General features: G+C 52.6%; 18 protein-coding genes. 10 read left to right on the plus strand and 8 right to left on the minus strand.

Annotation, left to right across the window (positions count from 1 at the left end; all coding sequences use genetic code 11):
- The first annotated feature begins 71 nt into the window (after nucleotides 1-71).
- Entirely contained in the window at nucleotides 72-1,217 is a 1,146-nt protein-coding gene (locus RHM59_RS17665; RefSeq protein ID WP_322166654.1) for an MFS transporter, read from the plus strand.
- 10 nt (nucleotides 1,218-1,227) lie between these two features.
- On the opposite strand, the gene RHM59_RS17670 is transcribed toward RHM59_RS17665, so the two are convergent.
- Nucleotides 1,228-2,649 (minus strand): PLP-dependent aminotransferase family protein, encoded by a 1,422-nt coding sequence (locus RHM59_RS17670; protein WP_322166653.1) that lies wholly within the window; start codon nucleotides 2,647-2,649, stop codon nucleotides 1,228-1,230.
- A gap of 177 nt (nucleotides 2,650-2,826) precedes the next feature.
- Here RHM59_RS17670 and RHM59_RS17675 point away from each other — a divergent pair, with 177 nt between their 5' ends.
- Nucleotides 2,827-3,060 (plus strand): DUF1127 domain-containing protein, encoded by a 234-nt coding sequence (locus tag RHM59_RS17675; protein ID WP_322185273.1) that lies wholly within the window; start codon nucleotides 2,827-2,829, stop codon nucleotides 3,058-3,060.
- A gap of 7 nt (nucleotides 3,061-3,067) precedes the next feature.
- Here the strand turns inward: RHM59_RS17675 and RHM59_RS17680 are convergent, their stop codons facing one another.
- Complete coding sequence (locus tag RHM59_RS17680) at nucleotides 3,068-4,381, minus strand: FAD-binding oxidoreductase (protein WP_322184563.1); 1,314 nt, start codon at nucleotides 4,379-4,381, stop codon at nucleotides 3,068-3,070.
- Between the two features lie 148 nt (nucleotides 4,382-4,529).
- On the opposite strand from RHM59_RS17680, the gene RHM59_RS17685 reads away from it, so the two are divergent.
- Nucleotides 4,530-4,883 carry a YkgJ family cysteine cluster protein gene (locus tag RHM59_RS17685; RefSeq protein ID WP_322166651.1) on the plus strand — a complete coding sequence of 118 codons (354 nt, stop codon included), beginning with the start codon at nucleotides 4,530-4,532 and terminating at the stop codon, nucleotides 4,881-4,883.
- Nucleotides 4,884-4,920: 37 nt separating this feature from the next.
- Here the strand turns inward: RHM59_RS17685 and dadR are convergent, their stop codons facing one another.
- Nucleotides 4,921-5,409, minus strand: coding sequence for a transcriptional regulator DadR (gene dadR / locus RHM59_RS17690; protein ID WP_322184564.1), 489 nt, complete (start codon nucleotides 5,407-5,409; stop codon nucleotides 4,921-4,923).
- 156 nt (nucleotides 5,410-5,565) lie between these two features.
- Here dadR and dadA point away from each other — a divergent pair, with 156 nt between their 5' ends.
- From dadA to RHM59_RS17715, 5 genes are all read left to right on the plus strand, one after another.
- Nucleotides 5,566-6,867: a D-amino acid dehydrogenase gene (gene dadA / locus RHM59_RS17695; RefSeq protein ID WP_322166649.1), complete on the plus strand. Its 1,302-nt coding sequence runs from the start codon at nucleotides 5,566-5,568 to the stop codon at nucleotides 6,865-6,867.
- A complete protein-coding gene (locus RHM59_RS17700) occupies nucleotides 6,839-7,192 on the plus strand; it encodes a RidA family protein (RefSeq protein ID WP_322166648.1) in 354 nt (117 codons plus the stop codon). Before dadA ends, RHM59_RS17700 begins: the two co-directional genes overlap by 29 nt.
- A gap of 139 nt (nucleotides 7,193-7,331) precedes the next feature.
- Nucleotides 7,332-8,405, plus strand: a complete 1,074-nt coding sequence (alr, locus tag RHM59_RS17705) for an alanine racemase (RefSeq protein WP_322184565.1) — start codon at nucleotides 7,332-7,334, stop codon at nucleotides 8,403-8,405.
- Between the two features lie 161 nt (nucleotides 8,406-8,566).
- Nucleotides 8,567-9,115: a cupin domain-containing protein gene (locus RHM59_RS17710; RefSeq protein ID WP_322166646.1), complete on the plus strand. Its 549-nt coding sequence runs from the start codon at nucleotides 8,567-8,569 to the stop codon at nucleotides 9,113-9,115.
- Nucleotides 9,116-9,304: 189 nt separating this feature from the next.
- The gene (locus RHM59_RS17715) at nucleotides 9,305-9,739 is read left to right on the plus strand and encodes a c-type cytochrome (RefSeq protein ID WP_322285124.1); all 435 of its coding nucleotides are present in this window, start codon (nucleotides 9,305-9,307) and stop codon (nucleotides 9,737-9,739) included.
- 71 nt (nucleotides 9,740-9,810) lie between these two features.
- Here the strand turns inward: RHM59_RS17715 and RHM59_RS17720 are convergent, their stop codons facing one another.
- Genes RHM59_RS17720 through lanM form a run of 4 tightly spaced genes read right to left on the minus strand, consistent with a single transcriptional unit; the run spans nucleotide 9,811 to nucleotide 15,215 of the window.
- Nucleotides 9,811-10,539 carry an AAA family ATPase gene (locus RHM59_RS17720; protein ID WP_322184566.1) on the minus strand — a complete coding sequence of 243 codons (729 nt, stop codon included), beginning with the start codon at nucleotides 10,537-10,539 and terminating at the stop codon, nucleotides 9,811-9,813.
- Nucleotides 10,536-11,432 carry a hypothetical protein gene (locus tag RHM59_RS17725; protein ID WP_322184567.1) on the minus strand — a complete coding sequence of 299 codons (897 nt, stop codon included), beginning with the start codon at nucleotides 11,430-11,432 and terminating at the stop codon, nucleotides 10,536-10,538. Before RHM59_RS17725 ends, RHM59_RS17720 begins: the two co-directional genes overlap by 4 nt.
- On the minus strand, nucleotides 11,410-12,288 hold the full coding sequence (locus RHM59_RS17730) for a hypothetical protein (RefSeq protein WP_322285125.1): 879 nt from the start codon (nucleotides 12,286-12,288) through the stop codon (nucleotides 11,410-11,412). Before RHM59_RS17730 ends, RHM59_RS17725 begins: the two co-directional genes overlap by 23 nt.
- A 2-nt stretch (nucleotides 12,289-12,290) precedes the next feature.
- On the minus strand, nucleotides 12,291-15,215 hold the full coding sequence (gene lanM, locus RHM59_RS17735; RefSeq protein WP_322285126.1) for a type 2 lanthipeptide synthetase LanM: 2,925 nt from the start codon (nucleotides 15,213-15,215) through the stop codon (nucleotides 12,291-12,293).
- Nucleotides 15,216-15,881: 666 nt separating this feature from the next.
- Between lanM and RHM59_RS17740 the strand changes: the two genes are divergently transcribed.
- The gene (locus RHM59_RS17740; protein WP_322184571.1) at nucleotides 15,882-16,310 is read left to right on the plus strand and encodes a c-type cytochrome; all 429 of its coding nucleotides are present in this window, start codon (nucleotides 15,882-15,884) and stop codon (nucleotides 16,308-16,310) included.
- A gap of 303 nt (nucleotides 16,311-16,613) precedes the next feature.
- Nucleotides 16,614-18,545: an acetyl-CoA hydrolase/transferase C-terminal domain-containing protein gene (locus RHM59_RS17745; RefSeq protein ID WP_322285127.1), complete on the plus strand. Its 1,932-nt coding sequence runs from the start codon at nucleotides 16,614-16,616 to the stop codon at nucleotides 18,543-18,545.
- Between the two features lie 90 nt (nucleotides 18,546-18,635).
- Here the strand turns inward: RHM59_RS17745 and RHM59_RS17750 are convergent, their stop codons facing one another.
- The gene (locus tag RHM59_RS17750; protein WP_322166643.1) at nucleotides 18,636-19,208 is read right to left on the minus strand and encodes a xanthine phosphoribosyltransferase; all 573 of its coding nucleotides are present in this window, start codon (nucleotides 19,206-19,208) and stop codon (nucleotides 18,636-18,638) included.
- Nucleotides 19,209-19,248: the final 40 nt, after the last annotated feature.

Raw genomic sequence — 19,248 nt, forward strand, 5'->3', positions numbered from 1 at the left:
CTCCCACGGTTGAACTCGCTTTAACCGTGGGAGCGAATTGCTTCGCGAAAAGACCTTACGGATCTATGAAAATGCGTTGGGGTACTTATTTCGCTGTGCTGGCTTCGGTCCTCAGCGTCGGGTTAGCACTGGGCGTCAGCCTGCCGCTGGTGTCCATGCGCCTGGAAAGCTGGGGCTACGGTTCGTTCGCCATCGGCGTCATGGCCGCGATGCCCGCCATCGGTGTGCTGGCGGGCGCCAGTGTCGCCAGCCGCCTCGCTGCGCATGTCGGCACGCCGTTGCTGATGCGCTTGTGTTTGTGGGGCGGGGCGCTCTCTATTGGGTTGCTTGCGTTACTGCCGAGCTACGCGGTCTGGGTCGTGTTGCGGCTATTGATCGGCGTCATCCTGACCATCGTTTTTATTCTGGGCGAAAGCTGGATCAACCAACTGGTGGTCGAGCGTTGGCGCGGTCGGCTGGTAGCGCTGTATGGCAGCACTTACGCCCTGAGCCAGCTGGCTGGGCCATTGCTGCTGGGCGTGATGGGCACCGAGGCCGATTATGGCTTTTGGGTCGGTGCCGCGTTATTGGTCATCTCCCCGCTGTTGCTGCTGGGACGAACCGGCGCACCCAGCACCGAGGCGTGCAGCGTTACCTTTAATGACCTGTTCGGTTTCTGCCGAGGGCTGCCAGCGATTGCCTGGGCGATTGCGTTGTTTGCCGCGTTCGAAGCGATGATCCTGACCCTGCTGCCGATCTATTGCTTGCAACAGGGCTTTACTGCGGAAATCTCATTGTTCATGGTCAGCACCGTGGTGGTCGGCGATGCCCTGTTGCAACTGCCGATCGGTGCGTTGGCCGACCGCATCTCTCGGCGCACGCTATTTTCCGGTTGTGCGTTACTGTTGATGGTATCGAGCCTGGCAATCCCGTTGCTGCTCGACACGGTATTGATATGGCCGGTGTGGGTGTTGTTCGGTGCCAGCGCTGGCGGGCTGTTTACCCTGTCGCTGATATTGATTGGCGAACGCTATCGCGATGACGCGTTGGTCCGCGCCAATGCCCACGTGGCTCAGTTGTGGGGCGTGGGTTGCTTGTTGGGGCCCTTGGCGGCGGGCGCGGGCAGCCAATGGGTCAGCGGGCATGCTTTGCCGCTGTTGATGGCTGCCGGTGCATTCGGTCTGGTGATTGTGTCCCTGCGCCGTGGCGCGTTCGGCTTACAGCCGGTGATGGCTTAGCGACCCGCCTTCACGCGGTCTCGCTTAGCAGATGCGTGATGGCAGCACCCACCGTTCGCACGGCGGCTTCAATCTCGGCCGTTGGCTTCGATGCGTAGTTCATTCGCAGACAGTTCCGGTATTTGCCCGCCGCCGAGAAAATACTGCCGCCCGCCACTTGAACGCCTTGCCCCAGCAACGCGCGGTTCAGGCGCAAGGTGTCGAAATCTTCCGGCAGCTCGACCCACAGCATAAAACCACCTTGGGGCCGACTGACCCGTGTGCCCTGTGGGAAGTAGCGCATGACCCAGTCAGTCATCTGGTCGCGGCCACGCTGATATTGCCCCCGCATCCGCCGCAAGTGCGGTTCGTAATGCCCGTCCTTGAGAAATTCGGCGATGGCCAACTGAGGTTGGGTGGCGGTGCAACCGGTGCTGATGTACTTCATGTGCAGCACTTGTTCCAAATAACGACCGGGTGCGACCCAGCCAATCCGCACGCCAGGCGCAAGGGTCTTGGAAAACGAACTGCACAGCAGGACGCGGCCGTCTTCATCGAAAGACTTTATCGTGCGCGGACGGGGGTAGGTGTAGGCCAGGTCGCCATACACGTCGTCTTCAATGATTGCCACGTCATAGCGCTGGGCCAGGGTCAGCAACGCTTTTTTATTCGCCTCGGGCATGATGTAGCCCAGCGGGTTGTTGCAGTTGGGAGTTAGCTGAATGGCTTTGATTGGCCACTGTTCCAAGGCCAACTCCAACGCCTCAAGGCTGATGCCTGTGATTGGGTCGGTGGGAATTTCCAGTGCCTTTAAGCCGAAGCCCTTGAGCATTTGCATCACCCCGTGAAAGCTAGGCGAATCCACCGCGACGATATCACCAGTCTGGCAAATGGCGCGCAGGCTGGTGGACAGCGCTTCGCTACAGCCGGTCGTGATGACTAACTCGTTGGTCGTGAGCTGGCAGCCAGAATCCAGCATCAGTCGCGCCACTTGCTCACGTAGGCTTTGGGTGCCGTAGATCGTGTCGTAATACAAACTCGCCATGTCTTGGCGTCGGCTGATGGTGGCCAAGGAGCGCAGCAAGGGTTTTAGCGTTGGGCTGGTGATGTCTGGCATCCCTCGGCCCAGCTGGATCACGTCTTTATTCGGTACGACGCGAATCAACTCCAGGACTTGATCCCACTGAGAGATTTCCACCGGACGCTGCGCGGGCCGTCCCACTGCGGGCAGGGCCGGCGCCGTTCGTCCCGCCGGAACGAAATAACCCGATTTAGGCTTCGGCGAGGCCAAGCCGTTGTCCTCCAACACGCGATACGCCTGTTGCACAGTGCTGAGGCTCACCCCGTGTTCCACGCTCAAAGCGCGGACTGAGGGCAGTCGGTCGCCGGGACGATAAAAGCCGTTTTCAATGCGGGAGCCGAGCAGTTCAGCAAGGTTTACATAGAGCGTCATGGCGGACTCCCAGCGGCTATTTTTCAAATCGACCGATACAGATGAGGCCAAAATACAGCATTCAGTGGAATATTCGTACTGTCTGTATGGAAAAAATACTGCATTTTTGGATCTGTAATGGTTCCTGCTGCCGCGCCATCATGAAGCCACATGCAAAAGGTGATGGAGGCGTTGGAAATGAACGGGATGAGCGATGTACGGCTAATGCTGCGCGGTCAGGAGTTGCAGGCAGTGCAGGGGCCTTTTATCAAGATGCGCTGCGCGCCAGCGTCCAGCCGCTGGGGCGTTTTCCGCCATCGTTGGGTCACACGCAAAGTGCTGCTGGAGTTGGACGCCGACCAACTTCGAGACGTCGGCATCTCGTGGGAGCAGGCGCGTGCCGAAGGACTGAAGCCGTTCTGGCGGGACTGAGGAATGTTTAGCGCCGTTCTTTCAAGCGGTGCCAGAGCATGCCCAGCGCCAATAGGGGAGAGCGCAACCTTTTCCCTCCCGGAAAGGTCATGTGCGGCACCTGGGTGAACAGTTCAAATCCACTGCTGTGCTGGCCGCTGATGGCTTCTGCCAGAAGCCGTCCGGCCAGATGGGTGGCGTTCAGGCCATGGCCGGAATAGGCCTGGGCGTAATACACATTCGGATGGCTATCGAGTCGACCGATCTGTGGCAGCCGGTTGGCGCCGATGCCGATCATGCCGCCCCATTGGTAGTCGATTTTAACGTCGGCCAGTTGCGGGAAAACCTGCAACATCTTGGGCCGCATGTAGGCCGCAATGTCTTTTGGGTCGCGCCCCGAATAATGACAGGCGCCTCCGAACAGCAGGCGTCGGTCAGCCGAGAGCCGGTAATAATCGACCGTCACCCGCTGGTCGCAGAGCGCCATGTTTTGCGGCAACAGTTCGTGGGCCTGTGCTGCGCTTAATGGCTCAGTTGCGATGATGTAGCTGCCCGCCGCCAAGACTTTGCCGCTTAGCTGCGGGTTCAAATCATTCAGATACGCGTTGCAGCCCAGCACCAGGGTATCGGCGCGCACCGATCCATGTGCGGTGTGGACGCAGAGCTGTGGCCCATAGTCGATTCGGGTCACTGCTGAGTGTTCAAAGAGCTGAACGCCCAATTCCCGCGCAACCTGTGCTTCGCCCAGCGCCAAATTCAACGGATGTAAGTGGCCCGAACCCATGTCGATTAGTCCGCCAACATAGCGATCCGAGCCCACCACGCTGTGCATCTCGTTGGCTTGCAGCACCCGCAGTTCGTGGCGATAACCGAGGCCGCGTAACGACTCGGCGTCCTCGATCAAGTGAGCTAAATCTCGGGGTTTGTTGGCCAGATCGCAGTAGCCCCAGGTCAGGTCGCAGTCGATGTGGTGCCGTTCCACTCGCTGGCGCACGATTTCTACCGCTTCCAGGCCCATGAGTTTCAACTGGCGAACACCCTCGCTGCCGAGAGTGGGCGTAAATTGCTCCAGTCCATGGCCCACGCCGCGAATCAGTTGCCCGCCATTGCGCCCACTGGCACCCCAACCAATCTTGCGCGCCTCCAGTAACACCACGCTCAGACCGCGTTCTGCCAGTTCAATCGCGGTATTGAGCCCGGTAAAACCACCGCCGACCACGCACACATCAGCCTTCAGCTCGCCCTTTAGCATCGGATGATCCCGTTGCGGATGGCTGCTGGCGGCGTAGTAAGAAGCGGTGTGTTGGTCGGTGATAGTTGGCTGCTGAACGCGGGCGTTCATGTTGTTTTTCCTGTTTTTGGTGTTTGGAAAACTTTACGCAGCATAGACGTCGACGCGGACCACCGGCAAGGTTCGGCTCGGTGGCGCTGTCCGATACGGCACAAGTGAGGCAAAATCCCAGCTGATCCTTCTTTCGGTAATCGCTTCGATGAGCTGCAACAGCCAGAAAATCCGCTTTCTTCGGCAGCAGATCCCGTCATTCGAGTGCGTGCCCGGTTGCCACGATTGCTGTGGGCCGGTCACGACTTCAACTGAAGAAATGTCCCGCTTGCCACGCAAGACGGCGGCCGAGCAAGAGGCCGCGATGGATGAGCTGGATTGCGTACACCTGGGGCCTAATGGCTGCACAGTGTATGAAGAGCGTCCGCTGATCTGCCGTCTGTTCGGCACCACCCCGACCCTGCCATGCCCCAATGGCCGTCGCCCGGTGGAAATGATTCATCCCAAGGTTGAGAAGCAGATTCACGAATACATGGCGACTACTCGACAAGTGTTGGTGTGAGCTCTCGCGCTCCTGAAGTTATCCCGTATTTCCCCGCCTACTCAGGTATCGGCAAATTCAGGCTCTCTTTCACTTCTTCCATCACGATGTAGCTCTTGGATTCGCGCACGTGCGGGAGCTTGAGCAGGATGTCGCCGAGTAATTTTCGGTAGGACGCCATTTCTGAAATCCGCGCTTTGACCAGGTAATCGAAGTCGCCGGACACCAAATGGCATTCCAGTACGTGGGGCAGTTTCAGGACGGCGCGGCGAAACTCCTCGAAGGTGTCGCCCGACTTGTAATCCAGGCTGATTTCAACGAAAACCAGCAGGCTGGCCTTGAGGTTTTGTGGGTTGAGCCGGGCGTTGTAGCCCATGATGATCCCTTCGCGCTCAAGCCTGCGCACCCGCTCAGTGCAGGGCGTGGTCGACAATCCGACGCGCTCCCCCAGCTCGGTAAATGAAATCCGGCCGTCCGCTTGAAGGATGCGCAAGATGTTGCGATCAATCTTGTCCAACTCACGTTTGGACTGATGCTGGGTCCGCATGGGTTACCCCTCGCTAGTAAAGCCGTTATTGCCGAGAATTACCGCCGAATATAGGCGTTTATATAGTGAAATGCACTGCCCGCTGCTTTTTATACTGGGCATATCTTTGCTCTTAAGCACAAACGTCAGCGGATATCCGCGATTGAGGGATTTACTATGCGAGTTCTGGTCCTTGGCAGCGGCGTGATCGGTACGACAACGGCCTACTATCTGGCGCGGGCCGGGTTTCAGGTGACTGTTGTCGACCGCCAGCCTGCCGCTGCCATGGAAACCAGCTTCGCGAATGCGGGCCAAGTGTCGCCAGGTTACGCCTCACCATGGGCTGCGCCGGGCGTGCCGCTCAAGGCCATCAAATGGTTGCTTCAGCGCCATTCGCCGCTGGCGATCAAGGCCACCGGGGACATCGATCAATACCTGTGGATGGCGCAGATGCTGCGAAACTGCACGGCCAGTCGCTATGCGGTGAATAAAGAGCGCATGGTGCGCTTGTCCGAATACAGCCGCGATTGTCTCGACGAACTGCGCATCGAAACCGGTATTGCCTACGAAGGCCGCAGCCTGGGCACGACCCAATTGTTCCGCACCCAGGCGCAACTCGATAACGCCGCCAAGGACATCGCCGTTCTGGAACAGTCTGGCGTGCCGTACGAATTGCTCGACCGCGCCGGCATCGCCCGGGTTGAACCCGCGTTGGCAGGCGTCACCAACATCCTCGCCGGCGCATTGCGCCTGCCCAATGATCAGACTGGTGACTGCCAGTTGTTTACCACTCGCCTCGCGGAAATGGCGGTCAAGTTAGGCGTTGAGTTCCGTTTCGATCAGAACATCGAACGGCTGGATTTCGCCGGCGACCGAATCAATGGCGTGTGGATCGACGGCAAGCTGGAAACCGCTGACCGCTACGTGCTGGCGCTGGGCAGTTATTCGCCGCAGTTGCTCAAGCCGTTGGGCATCCGCGCCCCGGTGTATCCGCTCAAGGGTTACTCGCTGACCGTGCCGATCACCAACCCGGCCATGGCGCCGACCTCGACTATTCTCGACGAGACCTACAAGGTCGCGATCACCCGTTTCGACAACCGTATTCGGGTGGGCGGCATGGCGGAAATCGCGGGTTTCGACCTGTCGCTTAACCCGCGTCGGCGCGAAACGCTGGAGATGATCGTCGGCGACCTTTATCCTCAGGGCGGTGATTTGGCAGCGGCTGATTTTTGGACCGGTCTGCGCCCGACCACGCCGGACGGCACACCGATTGTAGGTGCCACGCCGTTCCGTAACCTGTTCCTCAATACCGGCCACGGCACACTTGGTTGGACCATGGCGTGTGGCTCGGGTCGTTTGTTAGCCGATTTGATCGCGCTCAAAACACCTCAGATCAGCGCCGAAGGCCTTGATATTTCTCGCTACGGTAAAACCCAGGAGATCGTAAAACATGGCAATCCTGCGCCAGCTCACCAATGACCGCATGAGTCAGATCGTCGTCCACAACAGCACCGTGTATTTGTCCGGGCAAGTGGCTGACAACATGGCCGGTGGAATCGAGCAGCAAACCCGCGAAACCTTGGCCAACATCGAGCGTTTGCTGGATTTGGCCGGCACTGATACCTCGCGGATTCTCTCAGTGACCATTTACCTGAAAGACATCGATGCGGATTTTGCCGGGATGAATAGCGTGTGGGACAAGTGGCTGCCAAAAGGCGTCGCACCCACCCGCGCCACCGTTGAGTCGAAGCTGTGCGAGCCTGAGATTCTGGTTGAATTATCGGTAGTCGCTGCGCTGCCGTAACGATCCCCCGCCATCCTGTAGGAGCGAATTCATTCGCGAAGGGGTCGGTACATCTAACACATGGTTGTCTGACCCAACGCATTCGCGAATGAATTCGCTCCAACGGACCTTATTCCTTTAACTTCAGAATCCCGCCGCCATGCGTCCTGCCCGCGCTTTAATCGATCTGCAAGCCCTGCGTCAAAACTATCAGTTGGCACGTGAGTCCACAGGCGCCAAGGCGCTTGCGGTGATCAAGGCCGATGCTTATGGGCACGGCGCGGTGCGTTGCGCGCAGGCCCTGGAAGGTGACGCCGATGGCTTTGCCGTGGCCTGCATCGAAGAGGCGCTGGAGCTACGCGAGGCGGGAATCCGGGCACCGATTTTGCTGCTTGAAGGATTCTTCGAAGCCAGCGAATTGCCCCTTATCGTCGAGCATGATCTCTGGTGCGTGGTGCATTCACTGTGGCAGCTCGAGGCCATTGAGCAGGCCAGCCTAAGCAAACCGCTCACCGCCTGGCTCAAACTGGATTCGGGCATGCACCGAGTCGGCTTGCGCCCTGACGACTACAAAGCCGGCTACCAGCGTTTGTTGAGCAGTGGGAAAGTGGCGAACGTCGTCTTGATGACTCACTTCGCCCGTGCCGACGAACTGGATTGCTTGCGCAGCGACGAACAAGTGGCCGTGTTCAAAGCGGCCACCCAAGGGATCGTGGCGCCGATCAGTTTGCGTAACTCACCAGCGGTTCTGGGTTGGCCGACCATCCCAAGCGATTGGGTGCGCCCCGGCATTCTGCTCTACGGCGCCACGCCATTCGACCAGTCGAACAGCCTGGCCGCACGCCTGAAGCCGGTGATGACGCTGGAATCAAAAGTCATTTGTGTACGTGAATTGCCTGCGGGCGAACCGATTGGCTATGGCGGTGGTTTCGTCACCGATCGGTCCATGCGCATCGGCGTCGTCGCCATGGGTTACGCGGATGGTTATCCACGTCAGGCGCCCACCGGCACGCCAGTTTTTATCGACGGGCAATTGAGCCGATTGCTGGGCCGTGTGTCCATGGACATGCTGTGCGTTGATTTGACCGATTTGCCACACGCTGGGCTTGGCAGCCAAGTTGAATTGTGGGGCAAAAACGTTCTTGCCAGCGACGTTGCCGCTCACGCCGGGACCATCCCCTATCAGATTTTTTGCAACCTACGCCGGGTCCCAAGGCTCTATTCCGGGAACTGACCGCCAAGGCTGCGTCGGCGCTGATTACCTTCAGATTATTCCCCGATAAGCGGCGAGTGCTTTTACGAGCAGGTTAGGGGTCGAAGTGTTGTAAATACTGAACGCTATCGCCATCATAACGTTCATTTCGACCGCACCTGATCAATAGGAGGACTCCCGTATTGGACGTCGGTGAACGACTGCAATCCATTCGCAAGCTCAAAGGTCTGTCCCAACGTGAACTCGCCAAGCGAGCGGGCGTGACCAACAGCACCATCTCCATGATCGAGAAAAACAGCGTCAGCCCTTCGATTAGTTCTTTGAGAAAGGTGCTGGGCGGTATACCGATGTCCATGGTCGAGTTCTTTTCGGAAGAGTTGGAGCAAGAAAACCCGACGCAGGTGGTTTACAAAGCCAGCGAACTGATCGACATTTCGGACGGCGCGGTGACCATGAAACTGGTCGGCAAGGCGCACCCAAGTCGGGCGATAGCTTTTCTCAGCGAGATCTATCCTCCAGGTGCTGACACCGGGGTTGAAATGCTCGTTCATGAAGGCGAAGAAACCGGAATCATGCTCGAAGGTCGTTTGGAATTGGTGGTCGGTGCCGAGACGTTCATTCTTGAAGCGGGCGACAGCTATTATTTCGAAAGCACCAAGCCCCACCGCTTTCGTAACCCGTTCGACGAGCCGGCGCGACTAATCAGCGCAGCGACGCCAGCGAATTTTTGAATTAAATTACGCGCTTCAACCAGAGACGCGCTGTTCGGAAGAAGCATAGAGCGTCCATCTAAGGCCTGATATTCGGTAATCACCCCTGCGACTATAGGGTTGTTTCGCAGTGGCGGCCTAACCGTTATACTTTCGTCCGCCCGCCAGACCGTGGCCGCGGGCGTGACTAGTCACCATGAGGGTGTAAGCGTGAATTTAATTAACAAAATGCTGGCAGTACCTGCTGTCGTCTTGGCCCTTTGGGCCGTTGGCGCTCAGGCGACGACCAATACCAATGACGATATTGCCAAGCGTCTGGAGCCAGTAGGCCAAGTCTGCATACAAGGCAAAGAATGCGCAGGCATGGAGGTTGCGGCCTCCGCTGCCGGTGGAAGCGGTGCGAAATCGCCGGATGACATCATCGCCGGCCACTGCAACGCGTGCCACGGCACCGGCCTGCTGGGTTCGCCGAAAATCGGTGACGCCGCCGACTGGGGCAAGCGCGCCAAAGAGCAGGGCGGTCTTGACGGCCTGCTGGCAAAAGCGATCACCGGTATCAACGCAATGCCGCCAAAAGGCACCTGCGCCGATTGCTCCGATGCAGAGCTTAAAGGCGCCATTTCGAAAATGTCTGGTCTGAAGTAATTTGGTCAGGTTCGGATAGTAGGAAGCCGACGTCATGTCGGCTTTTTATTTAGAGCGAAGGCGGTAGCTTTTTACTCGTCATCCGAAAGTAGGCGTTCCAAGTATCGGCCATCAGAATTTATAACAGCCTTATAAATGCTGTACGATTCCATCTCGCAAGCATTAGCAGGCTCTAGGACGCCATTGTGCAGGTGTCGCAGGTCACAGCTAGGGATTGACATGATAATTGGAGAATGGGTCGCAATTATAAACTGAGAACCTTGTTTTGCTAGCTCAGCAATCCTAATGACAAAGCTAAGTTGGCGAATTGGGTGTAGAGAAGCTTCCGGCTCGTCTAAAATATAGATGCCGTCCGGTTTAAATCGATTTTGGTAGAGTGCTTCCATTGCCTCGCCATGAGACATAGAGTGAAGATCTTTTCCTCCATAATAAGTTTTAATCTCAGGATCAAAGCTTCCCTCGCTGTCTAAGCGTCTAATCTCGGTGTTTAAATTATAAAAAGTCTCAGCTCGATAAAAGAAGATGTCTTTCTCCTTTCTGTAACCTTTGGAAATAATGATATTATTATGTAAGTCTGAGTGAGTAGCCTCTGTGCTGAAAGAGAAATTTTTCCCACCTCCCTCGGGGTTACATCCTAGTTTTACAGCAATCGATTCAAGCAAAGTAGACTTGCCAGCTCCATTGTCTCCGACAATTACTGTTATTGCATTGTCGAAATTAATTGGAAAAATATAGTGTATAGACTTATTAAGTAACACTCCAGCCTTGAGTCGTATTTCTTTAATAATTGTAGCGTTCATATTCTTCTCTTGAAAATCCTATTTATTGAAACTTTTGTTCCAACTATAGATAACGCTGCTTGGATGGAGCTGTTGGCGCCGAGAGCAAACATGCCAACGTAGCCTAGATAATACAGCATCTCAGCTCCAAGCATTCCAGGTGATAAAGTTGCTATCAGAAATAATGATGCAGCAATCATAGCCGATACGATAATTTCTGGCGTACCGCTAAGTAAAATACAAAGCCGCTCATATAAGTAGCGTGTGTTTATAGATCTCCTCAAATTGTACTCAGTGCTTTTAGCTCTAAAGTTGAAACGATGAGCATTGTTGAAAGAGGCTTTTTTCAGACGAATAATCGAGGCTTTGTATTTTTGCTCTTGGTCAATTTCCAAAGTGTACGCTTGACCAACGCATTTGGTAAAACGAGTAACATGAAGATATGAAAGACCGAACAGTATCATTAATGGGGCCGCCATAAAATAATTATCGAAAGTTAAAACAATAAAAGTAACCAGAGTCAAGCAGCCAGAAGCAGTTAGCTCCAAAATCTGTATAACGCTTGCTGCGACCCTTTCAGAGTCCTCTTTTATCAAAGTGATAAGTTCGCCCTCCTTATTTGATTTCGCTTGTGCGTAAATATGTTCTATCAGAGAAAGTCGTATTCGAGCTTCAATCAAATGATTTAGTATTGTGCAGGCGCATTGTAATATGCTTTTGCCACTAAATATGAATATCAGTACGAATATAGTGTAAACGTTTTTTTGGGATGCTGTTATCTCCCTGATGCCATTGCTAATGACATAGGGTATAGCAATTTGTAAAGCAGCACTGGTTATCGATATGGCAATACTAGTAACTATAAGAAAGCCGTGTTTTTCAATTACGGTCTTAATGGAATGTGGTTTTGCCATGTAATGAAACCATCCTTGATCGTCTATAAATTGCTTCCGCGCTCGAAAAATAAATTCCTAGCAGGAAACCCAAAGGATTTAATATGCGCTCTATATACATCGCGGATGCGATCAACGCGCCTAATGTTATCGCATTTGACTGCAATAATTGATCTCCTATATATAGCAAGAGTGACATGCCGATAAGAAATGAAAAGCCGGTAGCTGCCTCAAGTGTTGAAATTTTCAGCTGGGTTTTGCAAAGTATTATCAAAGTGTCTTTCTTTAATTCGTCAAACACGTCAAATGAGGGGCCGCTTTTCATCTGCGATGCAGAAATAATATTACTGATGAGAACAGTGTTTTGCTCAACATATCTGCCGTAGGTTTTTTCTATTACTGTCCTGCTTGTTATATAAACTAATGACGAAAAAATAATTGCTGCTATTGGGGCTATCAAAAGCGAAAAGTGGTAGTTATATATCGCTATCAGAGAGAGGCAAATTGCTGCGAGACTTACGCTGATATCAAAATATATATTGTGATATAGGTAAATGGAACCGTCCACGTCATTATCGACAAACTCAATTATGTCGCCTTCAGGTAACGAACCTCTGTTGTGTTGTATCAGTATCTGAACAGATTTCTGTTTAAGTTTCAGCCTAGTAGCGGCGTTCGACTTAGCTAACTGAATTTTTGTGTAGAGTTTTATGCATGGAGATAATATGAAGCTGATACATGCAGCTGAAATATGCCAAATATGCAGTTCATGGTGCTCTTGATAGTGATCGATAGTGGCGCCCAAAAAAAAAGGGGCGCAAAGGTTCACGCATGCCGTCGCAGCCCCAAGAGCTATAAAGCCAAAGTTAGGTATCATTATTATAGGTAGTTCATTTGATGGACAAGGAAGGGAAACTCGTACGCTCTGCTAAGAATGCCGGATGCGCCCAGAACCGCTCCCGTTTTCCCTACCCAAAGACCCAAAGGATCGGCAGATCTAGAGCGTAGTTCTCGCACATCGTGCTCTGCTAATAACGACAAATTCAACCATGCATAAACTCTTGGATCGGATAGTGCAGCGGGGTATAATTTTTTTAAAATATTTAGTAAGCCGTATGCACCATGGCACATTGAATCATTCGAGGGCCGTTCCCTTTGTATAAGACTTTCATAGCAAAAAAACGATGATGCAGGTTTTTCTGTAATAAAATCTAATGCTTCTTGTACTCCGTGTTCCGCAAAATACTGAAGGGCGAGATAGTTTCCTGGTAAACCGTGACTCCATGAGAACTCACCACCTTTCGATTCAGACCTACGGCGGTAATCGGGCCAGTTGTTGATGCTTTCATCAAATTGCTTCAATTCCCAGTCTAAAAACGTAGTGAAAACATCATACGCTTCGGCTGTCCTAGCGATGGTTTTATAAAAATAAAATGCTGAGTATGCGCATCCCATGACGCCATGGGAAATTCCGGAGAGAAGTGCGTCTTGTCGAATAGTCACGGACTTGTCGAATTGAACCATTCGCTTGCCATCAGCGATAGTAAGCTCAGTGTCAATTTTTCCGTGCAAATTTACGGCCAAAGCGCTGAATTCGTAATCACCGGAAAGTTCAAATAGCTTAGTCAGTACGCTGAGTGTTCCGTACATACCAGAAAGAAGGTCAGCGCCCCAATAATACTTCTGCCACCAGTCTTCCGACATTGCGCTGTGCAAATAATTTTTGTATTTTTCTAACAATTCATTATGTCGACTATCGTCAAAATACTTGAGACAGATTGCGAGAGGTAAGATCGATGAGGATATGCCAAAATGTGAGCCTCCCAGATGAGACCCCTGATTATCTAATTTGGCGACTACTCGCCTATATGTCTCATTCAGCAGCGGTAATAAGCCGTCTGTCGGTATTGGTGTCATGTGGTGGATGGTTACTAGGCCATATATTATGCCGGAAAGCCCGTAATATAGATCTTCTCCCAATTCAGAATATTCTATATAACCCCCCGGCGATGCGTGAAAGCCATACCATAAACCGTTATTGGAAAGTTCTGTTGAGATTTTGGTAGTGAGAAATTTTATATTCTCATGTTGAGAACGTCTTATACTTTCTATTACGTCCGGTAGACTGAGTGAGTTAAGATTGATCGCGTCAACTTCCCTAAAATTATGCGTTGTTAGTTTTTTATCATGATCGTACATAAACTTCATAGCGGTTAAGGTATTATTTATTTGAGCGAGTTCAAAATTGCGGCGGCTCTCGGAGAAATTTTCGATATAATCAACGCTGTTGGATAGCCCGTCCAGATAGGTGTTTGGATCTAGATGCCCTTCCCCGGAATAGTGGGGCTCGAAAAAGTCTAGTGACCCAACCTGGCTTTTTGCATATGGAATGTCAAGATTCAAAAGTGCTTTTACTTCCGCGGGTAAAAATCCTTTTGCTGGCGCATTATCATTATCAAGAATCTTGGCTAAAAACGCTTCTCGCTCATTTGTCGAACGCATCAAAGATGCATGAAGGGAGCATTGCAGCGCATAATGGTAAGTAGCGGTGGGGCGTGGCACGTAACGCGATGGAAGTCCTTTGAATGATTGAATTTTTTGGACTACGAATAGCTTGTTTTTTTCTAGGACCGAAAAAAATTTGTTGAATCCTTCACGAATTTCTTGCTCATAGAGCCATGGGCTAACGACCTCTCCATCAATATAAAGTACGTTTTCTGCTGGAAATATTTTGACGCCGTCGGTGCCGAAAGTTCCATCACCGCTGTCATCTTCTATGTACTGGTACAAATTAAGGCTGACATATTGTTCTCTCAGGCCACCTAGAGCGCTTAAATCGACCCCGATCCCGTCGGTCCCCTTCCAAGTCCAGTTCGGAAGTATGCTTGTCTGGGCACAGTTCCAACGAACCTCTTTAGGGATCGTCTTGATATCTAGCACGCAGTAAAACATAGTCTCGAGGTCGATGGGGGTAGGGTTGCTTCCATTGCATATAATATTGTCAGAGGTTATATCGGAAGCGGTAAAAGCTGTACAAAACCCTAGAAGAAACCCGGCACGTTTATAATAAGTATGCACATCCAAAATATTACTAGCTGGTGTATGTGGCACAAACTGTGCCCAGCCGTGGTCTTGATTTACGATGTAGGACGGAATTTCCCATTCCGCGTAACTAGTTCCTGCATCTTCAGAAAGCCTCTTTAGAAGCATCGAAGCGTTATGTTCTATCGTGAGATTTCTGGGTTTATATATTACTTTGCTACCATTGGAGAAAGTTAAGCTGCAGACGGTGAGGGAGCCATTGTGAGTTTCACCTTCCGACGGGTTACACTCACTGATGGGATAGGACGACTGTTCGCCGATTAATGCCTCCAAGAATGCTCGATCTTCGCTTAGACGAGTTGCCAAAAGTCGGGTTTGATCAACAAAATTTTCGGATACTTGCTGGAGTACCCGGTCCAACTCTGGATATGCCTCTAGGATATTGAGCAAATAATTTGAATTATTTCTCACTAAATTATAGTATTCCACAGTGTTCAATTTATGTGGTTTGATCGTTGAATTTAATATATCTTTTTCTACGGTTAATACGTTAGCAGCAGTATTTGTGATTCGCGTTGACAAGTTCCTTAAATAACCATTGATGATCACCTTTTTCTCTGGTTCAGCTAATCCTTCAATCTTTGTTAAGCCTTCGATAGACTTTTTTGTAAAAAAGACTAGGTATGGCCATACCGGACAATCGGTCGTGATACTTTTTACGTCTTGCGATTGTAGTTTTAATATTTCAATAGCGTATTGCATCTGACTTCCTTGCATAGAGGACGGCTGCGTCGCAGCCGTCAACTTGATTCACGCGTATGTTGCGTTGCAGCAACGGCTCCAGCACTGAGTGCAACAGCTGGTACACGGTTTGGTACCACTGCTTGCTGATGTGAGATTACTGTATGCTTGAATAACAAGCGCTGAAATTGGCGCAATTGTTTCCAACATCACACTTCGGTTATTTTGAATTGTTTCGAGATCGATCTGCATATTGCTCTCGCTTTATGAGAAATTTAGTTAAGGTAATGGATCGCAATGTATCTAGCGGACGACATATATAGTTGGATGGCACTTTCAGATAATGCTCGCACATTGTATAGGTCAAGAACTGTTCATTAGCGAATCTCCTAATCAGGCTTTTTGAGATTTATGTACCGGGTTATTTGTATTGATTTATTGTTCACCTCAAACCGCGTCGGGTCAACAGCGATACATTCCGGGAATGTTGTAGCTTTTGTCTTAAGACAATTCTTACAATTATTTAAAGCGATTCCTCCGTGGTAAGTTTGTATTGAAGCGTAACATCCACCTTGCGCTTACTATTTTGGAACTTCCAACAATCACTCGGAAAGGGCTAACCGTTATACTTGCGTCCGCCCCGAAGCTGTGGACGCGGGCGTGACTAGTCACCATGAGGGTGTAAGCGTGAACCTAATCAATAAGATACTGGCAGTACCCGCCGTCGTATTGGCCCTTTGGGCCGTTGCCGCTCAAGCTACGACCACTGACGATATTGCCAAGCGTCTGGAGCCAGTAGGCCAAGTCTGCGTTCAAGGCAAAGAATGCCCTGGGATGGACTTTGTCGCATCGGCTGCCGGTGGCGGCGGGGCGAAAACCCCGGACGACATCATTGCCGGCCATTGTGGCGCATGCCACGGCACCGGTTTGCTGGGTTCGCCGAAAATCGGTGACGCCGCCGACTGGGGCAAGCGCGCCAAAGAGCAGGGCGGTCTTGACGGCATCTTGGCCAAGGCCATCACGGGCATCAACGCCATGCCGCCTAAAGGCACCTGCGCCGATTGCTCCGATGCAGAGCTCAAAGCCACCATCTCGCAAATGTCTGGGTTGAAGTAATTCAGTCCGATAAAAATAGCCGGCCTTGGGTCGGCTTTTTTTTACGCGCGATTCACTGTGTAGGGGCGCGCTTGTCCGCGATCAGCTGCGCAGCAGTCGTCAATCAGGCAGCTCGGGTTTTTCCGTTGAAATCGGGTCAGATATTTGGGACCGCTTCGCGATCCATCGTGGGCAAGCGCGCTCCTACCAGTGGCGAATTTGCGGTATTTGTTTGGCCACAAATAACCCACAACCCTGTTCTTTGCAGTAAACACCCGGCAAGCTCGGTCCAACCTGAAATCAAGGATGTGCCGGGAGGGTTCAATGCCAAAGTCATGCTCCATCGAACACGCCGTCAACCAAGTGCTCGAACGATTGCCTGCGCACATTCATATGGGGCTGCCGCTGGGCTTGGGCAAACCCAATCTTTTCGTTAACGCTCTGTATGCTCGAGTCAGGCAGTTGCCCGAGCGACGGCTGACGATTTACACCGCGCTTTGCCTTGGGCGGCCTGATTTGGGTGATGGGTTGCAGGAGCGCTTTCTTGAGCCCTTCGTGGCGCGGGTGTTTGGTGACTATCCCGAGTTGGATTTTCTCGCTGACCTTCACCGGGACAGCCTGCCGCTGAATATCCACGTTGAGCAATTTTTCATGTTGCCGGGCAGTTTGCTTACTAGTCACTCGGCGCAGCAGGATTACGTCAGTAGCAATTACAGCCATGCGGCCCGCGACATTAATGCCAATGGCTTGAACCTGGTGGCGCAACTGGTTGCTCGCGATCCGGCGCGTTCAGGGCGGTTGAGCTTGAGCTGTAATTCGGATGTGACCCTTGATCTGTTGCCGATGATTGCCAAACGTCGTGCTGCCGGTGAGACCATTTTGTTGCTCGGTCACGTACACGCCGATTTGCCGTACATGCCGGGTGACTCGGAGCTCGACGTGGATGATTTCGATCTGCTGATCGAGAACGAAGACCACAGCACCTTGTTTTCCACGCCGAACATGCCGGTGGGTTTTCAGGACCATTTCATCGGCTTGCATACCAGCACCTTAGTGCGCGATGGCGGCACGTTGCAGATCGGCATTGGTTCGATGGGCGATGCGTTGACGGCGGCGTTGCTGGCCCGACAAGCCGATAATGGGGCCTATCGGGCGTTGCTCGACGAGTTGGATGCCACCACGTCTTGGCAGACCTTGATCCAGCGTGAAGGCGGCTTGCAACCTTTTGCTCAGGGTCTGTACGGGTGCAGCGAAATGTTCGTCAACGGTCTGTTGGTGTTGGTCGATGCAGGCATAGTGCGGCGCAGGGTGTATGCCGATGCCGCCGTGCAAAGACAGGCTATCGCGGGCACGCTGGATGAGTCATTGCGGTCAGACGGCGTCGTGGTTCACGGTGGTTTTTTCCTCGGGCCGAATAGTTTTTATCAGCGCCTGCGTGAGTTCTCGTTGGAGCAGATGGGGCGCTTCAATATGACCGCCATCAGTTACATCAACGAGCTGTACGGCAACGAGGAACTCAAGCGACTGCAGCGACGCGACGCGCGATTCATCAATAGTGCGTTCAAAGTAACGTTGCTGGGGGCGGCCATTGCCGATCAATTGGAAGACGGGCGCGTGGTCAGCGGGGTCGGTGGCCAATACAATTTTGTTGCCCAAGCTCATGCGTTGGAGGGCGCGCGCTCGGTGTTGATGCTGCGCAGCTGGCGTGAATCCGGCGGTGATGTCAGTTCAAGCATCGTTTGGTCCTACGGCCACGCCACCATTCCCCGGCATTTGCGTGACATCGTGGTCACTGAATATGGCATCGCTGATTTGCGGGGCAAAACCGACGCCAGGGTGATTGAGGCGCTGTTGAACATCAGTGATTCACGCTTTCAGGCAAAGCTGATTGAGCAAGCGCAGAAGGTGGGTAAGTTGCCTCGGGATTTTCAGCTTGATCCACGCTTCTCCGAAAACACGCCCGAGCGCTTGCAGGCACTGCAGGCTCGGTACGGACAGCTCTTCCCCGAGTACCCTCTGGGGTGTGATTTCAGTGCCGAAGAAAAGGATTTACTGCGGGCGTTGAATTGGCTGAAGAGCAAATTCAAACTCACTGAGATTTTACAGTTGGGCAAAGCCACTTTCGATGCGCCAGAGCCAAGCACTTACCCGGCGCACCTTGAGCGAATGCAGTTGGATAATCCACAGGGCTTAAGGGAAGAGCTGTTTCAGCGGCTGGTGCTGGCGGGGTTGCAGGCCACTGATCCAAGCGTCTGAGGCAGCCGTGCTCCTACAATTAAAATATAGATTATCAACGGGTTATGCCGTGTTTGATAAGCGCCACCGTGCTGGCGAAGGGTCTGACGGTCACTCCATGAACGTTACAACGCCGCCGGCCAGTGATTTAACCCGAGCCAGTGACTCGACGCGATAACCCTGGGCATCCAGTTCCGCCCGGCCGCCTTGAAACGATTTCTCGATCACGATACCGACGCCTACCACACTGGCGCCCGCTTGTTTGATGATCGAAATCAGCGCTTGCGAGGCTTTGCCGTTGGCCAAAAAGTCATCAATGATCAGTACCCGATCACTGCTGGTCAGGTGACGGGGCGAGATGGCGACGGTGCTTTCGACTTGCTTGGTGAATGAGTACACCGTCGCCGAGAGCAGGTTTTCCGTCAGCGTCAGGGACTGATGCTTGCGGGCGAAAATCACCGGCACGCCCAGTTTCAGTCCAGTCATGATCGCCGGGGCAATGCCCGAGGCTTCGATGGTGACAATTTTGGTGATGCCCGAATCAGCGAACAGCGTGGCGAATTCATTGCCGATCAGCTGCATCAACGCCGGGTCGATCTGGTGGTTGAGAAACGCATCGACCTTCAACACCTGGTCTGAAAGGACAATGCCCTCTTCACGAATTTTCTGATGCAGTGCTTCCACGATGATTCCTCAAGCGGCGCAAATGTGCGCAATAAATGAA

The organism is Pseudomonas sp. MH10 (assembly GCF_034353045.1).
Lineage (GTDB): Bacteria > Pseudomonadota > Gammaproteobacteria > Pseudomonadales > Pseudomonadaceae > Aquipseudomonas.

Coding starts and splice junctions, on each gene's coding strand:
- RHM59_RS17665 (WP_322166654.1), top strand. CDS start 72: ATGCGTTGGGGTACTTATTTCGCTGTGCTGGCTTCGGTCCTCAGCGTC.
- RHM59_RS17670 (WP_322166653.1), bottom strand. CDS start 2,649: ATGACGCTCTATGTAAACCTTGCTGAACTGCTCGGCTCCCGCATTGAA.
- RHM59_RS17675 (WP_322185273.1), top strand. CDS start 2,827: ATGAACGGGATGAGCGATGTACGGCTAATGCTGCGCGGTCAGGAGTTG.
- RHM59_RS17680 (WP_322184563.1), bottom strand. CDS start 4,381: ATGAACGCCCGCGTTCAGCAGCCAACTATCACCGACCAACACACCGCT.
- RHM59_RS17685 (WP_322166651.1), top strand. CDS start 4,530: ATGAGCTGCAACAGCCAGAAAATCCGCTTTCTTCGGCAGCAGATCCCG.
- dadR (WP_322184564.1), bottom strand. CDS start 5,409: ATGCGGACCCAGCATCAGTCCAAACGTGAGTTGGACAAGATTGATCGC.
- dadA (WP_322166649.1), top strand. CDS start 5,566: ATGCGAGTTCTGGTCCTTGGCAGCGGCGTGATCGGTACGACAACGGCC.
- RHM59_RS17700 (WP_322166648.1), top strand. CDS start 6,839: ATGGCAATCCTGCGCCAGCTCACCAATGACCGCATGAGTCAGATCGTC.
- alr (WP_322184565.1), top strand. CDS start 7,332: ATGCGTCCTGCCCGCGCTTTAATCGATCTGCAAGCCCTGCGTCAAAAC.
- RHM59_RS17720 (WP_322184566.1), bottom strand. CDS start 10,539: ATGAACGCTACAATTATTAAAGAAATACGACTCAAGGCTGGAGTGTTA.
- RHM59_RS17725 (WP_322184567.1), bottom strand. CDS start 11,432: ATGGCAAAACCACATTCCATTAAGACCGTAATTGAAAAACACGGCTTT.
- RHM59_RS17730 (WP_322285125.1), bottom strand. CDS start 12,288: ATGATACCTAACTTTGGCTTTATAGCTCTTGGGGCTGCGACGGCATGC.
- lanM (WP_322285126.1), bottom strand. CDS start 15,215: ATGCAATACGCTATTGAAATATTAAAACTACAATCGCAAGACGTAAAA.
- RHM59_RS17745 (WP_322285127.1), top strand. CDS start 16,614: ATGCCAAAGTCATGCTCCATCGAACACGCCGTCAACCAAGTGCTCGAA.